The sequence below is a fragment of the Moorena sp. SIO3H5 genome (assembly GCF_010692395.1).
Lineage (GTDB): Bacteria > Cyanobacteriota > Cyanobacteriia > Cyanobacteriales > Coleofasciculaceae > Moorena.
Map to the genome: position 1 here is coordinate 1 of NZ_JAAHHS010000314.1, position 9,202 is coordinate 9,202.

Consider the following 9,202-nt stretch of genomic DNA (forward strand, 5'->3'; position numbering starts at 1 on the left):
AGACGGGGGCTCTTCTCAACTGCACTATAGCCGTTTAGGCCATGGACTCACTGTCGGCATTGGCTTGCGGTGACTACTAGCAACAGCCGCCATCCAGTGAATAGGCTACTAAGGCCTCATATCTGATACAAATCTTAACTTTTTTAGTAAGCTTTATCACAAAACATCTCATCAAAATGGGTCACTATCATTAGATAATCGGAATACTTGATGAAAATAATAAAAAAAATTTAGTTAACAAAAATTTATCTTATCGTTACGGATCAATTGTCCCTTACCAGGCATTAAAGTGGTATAATAATTTTTTTATAAATTCACAGGTACAGCTCAGGCACAAGAGTCAGAAAGGAATTAGTAATTGGTAATTGGTAATCGGTAATTGGTCATGGGAAAAAGTAAAGCCACAACCTGGTTACCGATGACCAATTCAACGGCTAATTAGGTTAAGGCTCGCTAATTAGATTCAGTTAAGTTTCTAGACTTTTAGGTTGAATGGCTAAGGGTGTTATGACCCAGTTCCCTAGCGCCGGGTAAAGCAGGTCGGGTGTCAACAGCTTTCGTTATGTACCATTACCCTCTTGCACCTAAGACCTAAGACCTAAGACTTAAGACCTAAGACCTAAGACCTAGAATTTCTCTTGATGGGATATTGAGCGAAAAAGCTTTCAACCCTTGGCGCTGCATTTTATCCAACTCTTTGGTCAAACCTGGGTCTTGGCAGTGTGGTTTGATCACCCTGGCAATTTCCCTGAGCAGCTCATCCCGACCTTGGAAACCTTCTATTCGTGAGACCAACTGACCTTGCTCGAAGAACAGCAATGTCGGTAGGGTCTTGAGACGATAGGTATTGGCAAGCTTGAGATTGTTATCGGCGTTTACTCTGACAACCTTGACATAATTGGTTCCTTGAGCTTGGAATTCCTCAAGTATGGGTTGAACAAACCGGCACACTCCACACCAAGGGGCCCAGAAATCAACGATAACTGGCGTGGAAGACTCTAAAACTGTTTTTGAAAACGTCCGTTCATCAACAGACAATATCATGATTTTTTGAAATATAAGGGTTTTTAGATTTGTTTGGGATCATGCTACATCGAATCGGGATCATCTGAGCAACAGAAATGGCCTAATTACCAATTTACTTGGGCTACAGCTGTAATCATAAGGGGATGTACCCACCATAACAGCCCGGTAAAACCGATGACTCCTAGGTATGCCGGACGAACAAACTCTTGCCATCTCAGGAATTGACGTCCCTGGATAATTGCCAAAAAAGGGATTACGGAAGTGCGAGCTTTGAGTGCACAAAAGCCTTCTCCATGCCGTGCCAACAACCGGCGGTCTCCATGCCACACAGCGAAAAGATGGTGGAGAATTAATCCCACGGAGGTCAATAGGGTAAAGGTGCTACCAATCCATAGGGTATGGGCAATACACCATATTACTTGTCCTACCATTTGGGGATGCCTGGTGACCCGCATAATACCAGACTCATATAGATGGACTTGGGGCTTTTGAATTGCAGCAATTTCCAATAAATTAAACGTAGCTGGATAAAGAAACAAGAACGAAATCCCTGAAAGCCCCCATACTAATGACTTAATCCCTGGCAGGTCCTGAAGGAGCCACAACTGTAGACCATCATAGCGATGGTTCAAAAAGTAAATAATTAATACAACTGCTAGCGGAAGACTCACTAAAGCAAAGACAATACGATAAAGCCTTGGACCAATTCTTTGTTCACCCCAGGAACGCAGGGCGGCTAAACCACTATGAGCGGACGCAAAAGTCAATAGCAACCCAAACATTACAAAGTGGCTGACACTCAGCCAATTTGGAAATACCATAGGCAAGGGTGATATATGGGAAATAACGCTCTATTATAGCAAAAAAGCGATGCAGAGGTGCGACCCGTGGCGAATTTAATTCTTAACGCGGAAAACGCACCATTACGGTCTTGGGGGTCCCCCCCATGAGCGACTGCATCAAGACGGAGCAATAAATTGAGTCCTGGTTATGTTAGTTTCGATTTCAGCTCGCTCCTTTCTGTTAATGGTTTAGCCCTATGTCTGACCTACCTTTTTCTCTCGATCAACTCCGTATACTCAAAGCGATCGCTACTGAGGGGAGTTTCAAGCGTGCTGCTGATAGTCTATACGTAAGCCAACCTGCTATCAGCCTGCAAGTACAAAATTTAGAGCGACAGTTAGAGGTGCCGTTATTTGACAGAGGTGGACGCCGTGCCCAACTGACCGAAGCTGGACACCTGCTGTTGGACTATGGGGAAAAAATTCTAGCTCTATGCCAGGAAACCTGCCGAGCCATTGACGACTTACAAAGTCTCCAAGGTGGGACCTTAATTATTGGTGCATCTCAAACTACCGGAACCTATCTACTACCTCGGATGCTTGGTATGTTCCGACAACGCTATCCTGAGGTAACAGTACAATTGCAGGTTCACTCCACTCGCCGCACTTCCTGGGGTGTAGCCAATGGACTAGTGGATTTAGCCATTATTGGTGGTGAAGTTCCCCCAGAACTTCAAGAAACCTTGACTATTAGTCCTTATGCTGAAGATGAGCTAGTACTAATCTTGCCCGCATTTCATCCCATGGCTAATTTGGAGAAGATCCAAAAAGAAGACCTGTATAAGTTACAGTTTATTGCCTTGGACTCCCAATCCACCATCCGTAAGGTAATTGACCAGGTATTAGGTCGCAGTGGCATTGATGCTAAACGGTTTAAGGTGGAGATGGAACTTAACTCCATTGAAGCGATTAAGAATGCAGTACAGTCAGGACTAGGAGCTGCCTTTGTATCGATTACAGCTATTGAAAAAGAATTACAAATGGGGGTGCTACACAGGGCAAAAATAGAGGGAGTAGTGGTTAAACGGGTATTGTCTTTGGTGATTAACCCCAATCGTTACCTTTCCAAAGCAACAGAAGCCTTCTGTAGGCAGATTTTGCCCTTGTTTGGCTCAGTAGCATGGCACGGGCAATCCTTGGCACTATCAGGGATGGTAACTAATCCTAAAAATCTAGAAGTGGATAGCCCCCACTAGATAAGCCAGGGGTTGAAAGCGATGCAGCGCCTTCATGCGGGGGTTTCCCCCACTCGCGCTTTGCATGGCTGACAAGGTTGAAAACAAGTGACGGAATTTATCCCGCTGCCCAGGAAAAGATCTGATCAGTAATGCAGAAAATTCCAGGGGCTTCTTCAAAATGGCGTGAGTTTAATAATATCTAACGACTAGAATAAACACAACAACCAGCGACTTGCTAGAGCTTGTCAACTGAGTTCTAACCTCTGATACCTGAGCGAAGCGCGAAGCGGTAGCAAGGAATGAACATTAGCATTTGGATATAGATATAGATTAAAACTATAGAACTAATGTACAAATGCCTAGCCCTCGATTGAGGAATATAAATAGACTCTAGTAGAGTATCAAGTAGATGCCTGGTAGGGCCTTGTCTTTCGTAGTGATCCTCTAAAACATGGAAATTTTCTGCACCCGTCCTGGCTGCCCAAATCCCCATAATTACTTTGATGATCTAGATAACAGAACCACTCTAACCACCACAGAGCAAAGGTATTGTAATAGCTGCGGCATGCCCCTGATTGTAGCAAGTCGCTACATTCCCTCCCAACTGCTGCGCAAAGGAGGATTTGGAGCGGCATTTCTAGCACGCGATCGCTATACCCCTACCTTGCGTCAATGTGTCGTTAAGCAGTTCCAACCCTCTGGCAGAATTAGCCAGAGGGAACTACAAACTGCCCACAGATTGTTTGAGCGGGAAGCAACGGTTTTAGAGAAATTGGGCAGGCGTCACCCCCAAATCCCCGATTTGTATGCCTACTTTCCGTTGACGGTGCCGAGTCTGAAACCGGGTAAAGAAGACCAGTTTTTCTATCTGGTACAAGAATATATTGATGGACAAAACTTGGAGGAAGAACTCAACAGCTTAGGAGCATTCTCTGAAGCAAAAGCCATAGAAGTATTAACAGAAATTCTCAAAGTTCTCCAATTTGTCCATGACAATGGCTCCATTCATCGCGATATCAAGCCTTCTAATATTATGCGCGATCGCAATGGGCTTCTATATCTATTAGACTTTGGTGCAGTTAAGCAACAGGTCAACCCAGGATCAACAGCGGCGAGGTCTACTGGTATTTATTCCATCGGATTTGCACCACCGGAGCAAATGACCGGTTCTCAAATTTACCCTTCAACGGATTTGTATGCTCTGGCAGTGACTGTGATGGTTTTGATGACTGCCAGAGAACCCAATGAACTCTACGAACCTGTTACCCATGAATGGAACTGGAGAAGTTATATCCAAATCAGCAATGAACTTGAGAGTATTTTCAATCGACTACTTATGCCAATGCCCCATCAACGCTTTCAGTCTGCGATGGAGGTTCTTGATGCCATAAATGGTTTAAACATTATTGCTCAGACAACCCCTCAACGCCCTCACGGATCAGTTCTACCAGTATCCCCACCCTCCGGGCGCCACACCAGGCAACCACAATACCACTCATCCCTATCCAAACCGGTCAAATCAAACTTTTCTCTACTTGAGGTACTAGGGGCGGCTGCTTTTACTGGATTTGAGGGAGCTTTATTATTCCTTGCGGCAACTGCTTTTGCTACGCTGGTCTCCTCCAACCCACTCGGTATGCTTTTATGGGGAATGAGTTTGGGAGGGCTAATTTATGCTCAATATCGCAGGTTTATTGAAAAAATTGACCTAGTGATTATTGGAGGCATCAGCTTGGGACTGTTGATACTTTTCCCGGTGCTGCGAGTCAAGCAGCCAATCCAGTTAGTTATCATAATATCAGTTCTAGCAGCAGCAGCAGCGATCGCTGTGACGGCACTTTTCCGCCTGGTTTATCAACTGTTATCTCGAAGACTATAGGGCAGGGCGTTGCTGATTAATAATGATCGCGGGTAACTGACAACGGAACTTATGTCCGATGAAAAACGAAACGAGTGTTCTTTTGCTATCCATGGTGATTACCGTAGCTATGGTGTTGGGAGGGTTATGGTGGCTTCAGAAAAGTCAGATAATCACACTGCCATTTACTGAGCTAGATGAACCTAGGGCTAAGGTAACCCCAAAAACTACAAACATTAAGCCTCAGATAATCATAGCAGAGCACCTTAGTGCCGGAGATAGAACATTAATATCAACAGAGGTAACACCAGCAAAAAAGGCAGCAGTCAAAGCATTTGCTTCTGGAAATTATGCTAAAGCGGCTTCCTTACTGGAGGCATCCCTTAAAGCTAATAAAAACGATCCAGAAGCTTTGATTTACCTCAATAATGCTCGGATCGGTACATCTAAGTCTTATACAATTGCAATCTCAATACCTATTGGTGTAGAGGTAAATGCAGCCAAAGAAATGTTACGGGGTGTTGCCCAAGCCCAACAGGAAATCAATGCTACGGGTGGTATTAAAAATATACCATTGAAGGTGCTGATTGCTAATGATGACAATGATACCAAGGTTGCTAAAAAAATAGCAAAAGCTTTTGTGGATAATCCAGATGTTTTGGGCGTTATTGGTCATTTTAGCAGTGAGGTCACTCTGGCAGCCGCAGAGGTTTATCAAGAAAATCAGTTGGTGGTGATTTCTCCGACTAGTACCTCAGTAACTATTTCAAGACTGGGTAATTATGTCTTTCGGACTATCCCTAGCGATCGCTTTTTTGGTAGCACCCTGTCTCGCTACATGCTCAATCAATTAAATCTACGCAAAGCAGCTGTTTTTTTTAATTCCCAGAGCAACTACAGCCAATCTCTTGCCGATGCATTTACCACTGCCTTGTTTGCTGATGGTGGTGAGGTAGTGGCAGAGTTTGACTTTGCTAAACCTAACTTTAATGCTGGTGTTGATGTCAAACAGGCGATCGACAAAGGTGCAGAAGTGTTGATCTTAGCGCCCAATTCCGCCACCCTTAACCAAGCCTTACTAGTCGTGCAGGTCAATGATGGACGTCTACCGATGCTAGCAGGGGATAGTCTTTACAAACCCAAGACCTTGCAAATCGGTGCTAAGGATGCGCGTCGTATGGTGTTGGCAGTCCCCTGGCATATTTTGGGCGCTCCAAATTCCCCCTTTCCCCAAGCCGCCACTAAATTATGGGGTTCAGATGTGAACTGGCGCACTGCCTTAACTTACGATGCTACTCAAGCTTTAATTGCAGCCCTCAAACAGCAGCCAAGCCGTTCCGGTGTGCAAAACGCCCTATCCGGATCAGGTTTTCAGCCCCAAGGAGTATCCAGCAAAATTCGGTTTTTACCATCAGGCGATCGCAACCAGGCTGTCCAGCTTGTCAAGATTGAACCAGGTAATCGTTCCAGCTTTGGTTATGACTTTGTGCCGATTCCTAGCAAGTAGAAACGGGGCAACATAGAAATAAGAGTGTTGCCCAATTCTGGAATGATTGAGGGTAATAGGTAATCAGTAATCAGTAATCAGTAATCGGTAATCGGTAATCGGTAACTGACCTAACTCGATTTGATGACCCAAACCCTATTCAGCAATGGCAACAGTCGAGTTGACTAACAACTAAGGAATCACCCATTAGCATGCATCAGGACTAAGAACTCAGGACTGATCAATATTTTTGCCATTTTGTCACCTAATCAGTGGTCAAATCTTGTACCATAAGTTATTTCCATAAGTTATTTCCATAAGTTATTTACTAACCAGGAGTATCCAACAAGGGCTTTTGTTAACTAGTTGTATTGAGTTGTATTGAGTTGTATTGAGTTGTATTCTACAGGGTCACTACTTCAAGCGCCGTTGATGGTTTTTCGTTGACCTTCAACTGTCAACCGTTAACCATCAACCATTCCACTCATCAATTACCTTGAAAGATTACAAAACAAATTATTATTAAGCATTAGTCCGGGTAATCAACAGGGTTGGCCTGTATAAAAATTAGCAATAACGTATGTATCAGAACAACGAAACTAAGCTTCTTGGGCTATCATTGATGATCTCCTTAGCTTTGGTATCTGGGTGTCTGTGGTGGTTTAAAGTGACCACATCTCCCTTATCTATGCTGGTATCGAAAAATACATCTTCAGAGAAAGCAACCATACCAAATTACCTTAGTCGGGGAGACCATATTTTATTTTCTGATTCAACAACACTGGAAAAACAGCTAGGAGTAGAAGCGGTTACTGCTGTTAATTACAACGAGGCAGTGGTTAAATTCACCGAATCCTTAGACCTCCACCGTGATGATCCAGAAGCTCTCATCTACCTTAATAACGCTCGTATTAGGGACAAACCCTCTCACACCATTGCTGCTGTTGTGTCCATTAGTGATGACTTAAATACTGCCAAAGATATACTTCGGGGTGTGGCTCAAGCTCAACAGGAAATCAATCAAGCTGGTGGAATTAAAGGTATTCCTCTCAAAGTACTGATCGCTAATGATGATAATAATCCAAAGGTGGCAAAAAAATTAGCATCAAAGTTGGTGAGTAATCCAGAGATTTTGGCAGTTGTTGGTAATTTCACAAGTAAGGTGACCCAAGGGACAGCAGATATCTATGACTCTGGTAAATTAGTAACAATTTCTCCCATTAGTACCTCAGTAAAGTTATCAGGAATTAGCGACTTTTTCTTTCGTACTGTCCCGAATGATTTCCTGGCAGGTAGAGCATTAGCTAAACACATGGTGCAAGACCTCAAGCAGCATAATGTTGCTGTTTTCTACAATTCTCAAAGTGAGTCTAGTCAGTCTCTTAAATCAGAGTTTGTAACCGCTGTCTTCTTGAAAGGAGGACGAGTAGTTAGTGAGTTTGACGTGTCTGATAAAAATTTTAGTGCTGCTAAAAGCTTTAAACAAGCGATTAATCGTGGTGCTCAAGTGCTGATGTTAGGTGCTGATTCTAGCAGCCTTGATCAGGTACTAAATGTGGTTAAGCTCAATAGCAAACACCGCAATAGTTTGGGTCAACAATTAGTTATTTTAGCGGGAAATCAAGTTTACAGTACTAAGACATTGACAGTAGCAGGTAAAGATGCTGAAGGGATGGTAGTAGCATTACCCTGGCATCCCCTAGCCAACCCTCGCTCGGAATTTCCCAAAACCGCTGATCAGCTTTGGGGTATTGATGTTAACTGGCGCACAGCCATGGCTTATGATGCTGTGCAAGCCTTAAGTGCGGCGATTAGACGTAATCCTACTCGCACCGGAGTTCAACAAGAACTTTCAGCACCGAACTTTTTTGCTAGAGGTGCTGCTGCTCCGATTCGTTTTTTTCCATCAGGCGATCGTTATCAACCGGTCAAATTGGTGACAATTGAACCAAGTAATAGTTCTAGCTTGGAGTATGAATTTGTGCCAATTCCTTAACCGTTATACCAATTTTATTTATGCCTGGTAGGGATGATGATTGATGGGGAGATGGGGAGATGGGGAGACGGGGAGATGGGGAGATGGGGAGATGCAGAGATTGGGGGATAGGGAGATAGGGAGAGTATTAATCTGTAGCAATATTTTTTATAATTGGTAATATATGAAATAGTTAACTATTGGCTATAACTATTTGCTACAAATCCCAAACAATTCTGTTGCCTGTTGCCTGTTGCCTATTGCCTGTTGCCTGTTGCCTGTTGCCATCAATTCTATGTTTACATTTAAACTAGATACTATATGTCAAACCAGAACGAAACCGCAACTCTAGTCTTAACCATCTTAATCACGACTGGTGTAATAGGCGGTGGTTTTTGGTGGTTTACCGTAAAATCTGACTTGGAGATTAACCAGGTATTTAACAAATTTCCAAACAACACCCAACAGCCAGCTCAGAGCCAGTCACCAGCTCATTGGGCTATTCCAGCAGCATCGGAGACTAATCAAACCTTTGCCCAAGTTCCAAATGTGCCTACGGGTTTATTTAACTATGGTGGAAGTACTTCTTGGGCACCAATTCGACAGTCAGTAGATGTAGCTTTGCAAACCGCACGAACAGGGTTTCGTTTACGCTATGTTGATCCCATCGGTAGACCTCCCAGCTCTAGCGAGGGTATTCAGATGTTATTACTCCCGGTTCGCCCATTTTAAATCGAGTTAGAAAAAGCTGAAGGATTGAATCAGAGGTCTCGAGTATGGTACAAATGCACTGAGCAGACGGGCTGGGATTTTCCGGCGTCGGAACTGCACAAAGGG

Annotated in this window: 7 protein-coding genes; 5 read left to right on the forward strand and 2 right to left on the reverse strand. The window is 43.8% G+C overall.

Features of this window, described 5'->3' with window-relative positions:
- Positions 1-612: 612 nt before the first annotated feature.
- Both trxA and F6K52_RS26490 read right to left on the reverse strand, forming a co-directional pair.
- On the reverse strand, positions 613-1,044 hold the full coding sequence (gene trxA / locus F6K52_RS26485) for a thioredoxin (protein ID WP_293085331.1): 432 nt from the start codon (positions 1,042-1,044) through the stop codon (positions 613-615).
- A gap of 86 nt (positions 1,045-1,130) precedes the next feature.
- Entirely contained in the window at positions 1,131-1,847 is a 717-nt protein-coding gene (locus tag F6K52_RS26490) for an NnrU family protein (RefSeq protein ID WP_293085334.1), read from the reverse strand.
- 218 nt (positions 1,848-2,065) lie between these two features.
- Here F6K52_RS26490 and F6K52_RS26495 point away from each other — a divergent pair, with 218 nt between their 5' ends.
- From F6K52_RS26495 to F6K52_RS26515, 5 genes are all read left to right on the forward strand, one after another.
- Positions 2,066-3,064, forward strand: a complete 999-nt coding sequence (locus tag F6K52_RS26495; protein WP_293085337.1) for a LysR family transcriptional regulator — start codon at positions 2,066-2,068, stop codon at positions 3,062-3,064.
- 433 nt (positions 3,065-3,497) lie between these two features.
- On the forward strand, positions 3,498-4,925 hold the full coding sequence (locus tag F6K52_RS26500; protein ID WP_293085340.1) for a serine/threonine-protein kinase: 1,428 nt from the start codon (positions 3,498-3,500) through the stop codon (positions 4,923-4,925).
- Positions 4,926-4,983: 58 nt separating this feature from the next.
- The gene (locus tag F6K52_RS26505) at positions 4,984-6,411 is read left to right on the forward strand and encodes an ABC transporter substrate-binding protein (RefSeq protein ID WP_293085343.1); all 1,428 of its coding nucleotides are present in this window, start codon (positions 4,984-4,986) and stop codon (positions 6,409-6,411) included.
- A gap of 559 nt (positions 6,412-6,970) precedes the next feature.
- The gene (locus F6K52_RS26510) at positions 6,971-8,386 is read left to right on the forward strand and encodes an ABC transporter substrate-binding protein (RefSeq protein ID WP_293085346.1); all 1,416 of its coding nucleotides are present in this window, start codon (positions 6,971-6,973) and stop codon (positions 8,384-8,386) included.
- A 300-nt stretch (positions 8,387-8,686) separates the two neighbouring features.
- Entirely contained in the window at positions 8,687-9,097 is a 411-nt protein-coding gene (locus F6K52_RS26515) for a hypothetical protein (protein WP_293085349.1), read from the forward strand.
- Positions 9,098-9,202 lie beyond the last annotated feature (105 nt).

Bases quoted from the DNA above. Each gene is read 5' to 3' on its own strand.
- F6K52_RS26500 (WP_293085340.1), top strand. From the start codon at position 3,498: ATGGAAATTTTCTGCACCCGTCCTGGCTGCCCAAATCCCCATAATTAC.
- F6K52_RS26490 (WP_293085334.1), bottom strand. From the start codon at position 1,847: ATGGTATTTCCAAATTGGCTGAGTGTCAGCCACTTTGTAATGTTTGGG.
- F6K52_RS26505 (WP_293085343.1), top strand. From the start codon at position 4,984: ATGAAAAACGAAACGAGTGTTCTTTTGCTATCCATGGTGATTACCGTA.
- F6K52_RS26515 (WP_293085349.1), top strand. From the start codon at position 8,687: ATGTCAAACCAGAACGAAACCGCAACTCTAGTCTTAACCATCTTAATC.
- F6K52_RS26510 (WP_293085346.1), top strand. From the start codon at position 6,971: ATGTATCAGAACAACGAAACTAAGCTTCTTGGGCTATCATTGATGATC.
- trxA (WP_293085331.1), bottom strand. From the start codon at position 1,044: ATGATATTGTCTGTTGATGAACGGACGTTTTCAAAAACAGTTTTAGAG.
- F6K52_RS26495 (WP_293085337.1), top strand. From the start codon at position 2,066: ATGTCTGACCTACCTTTTTCTCTCGATCAACTCCGTATACTCAAAGCG.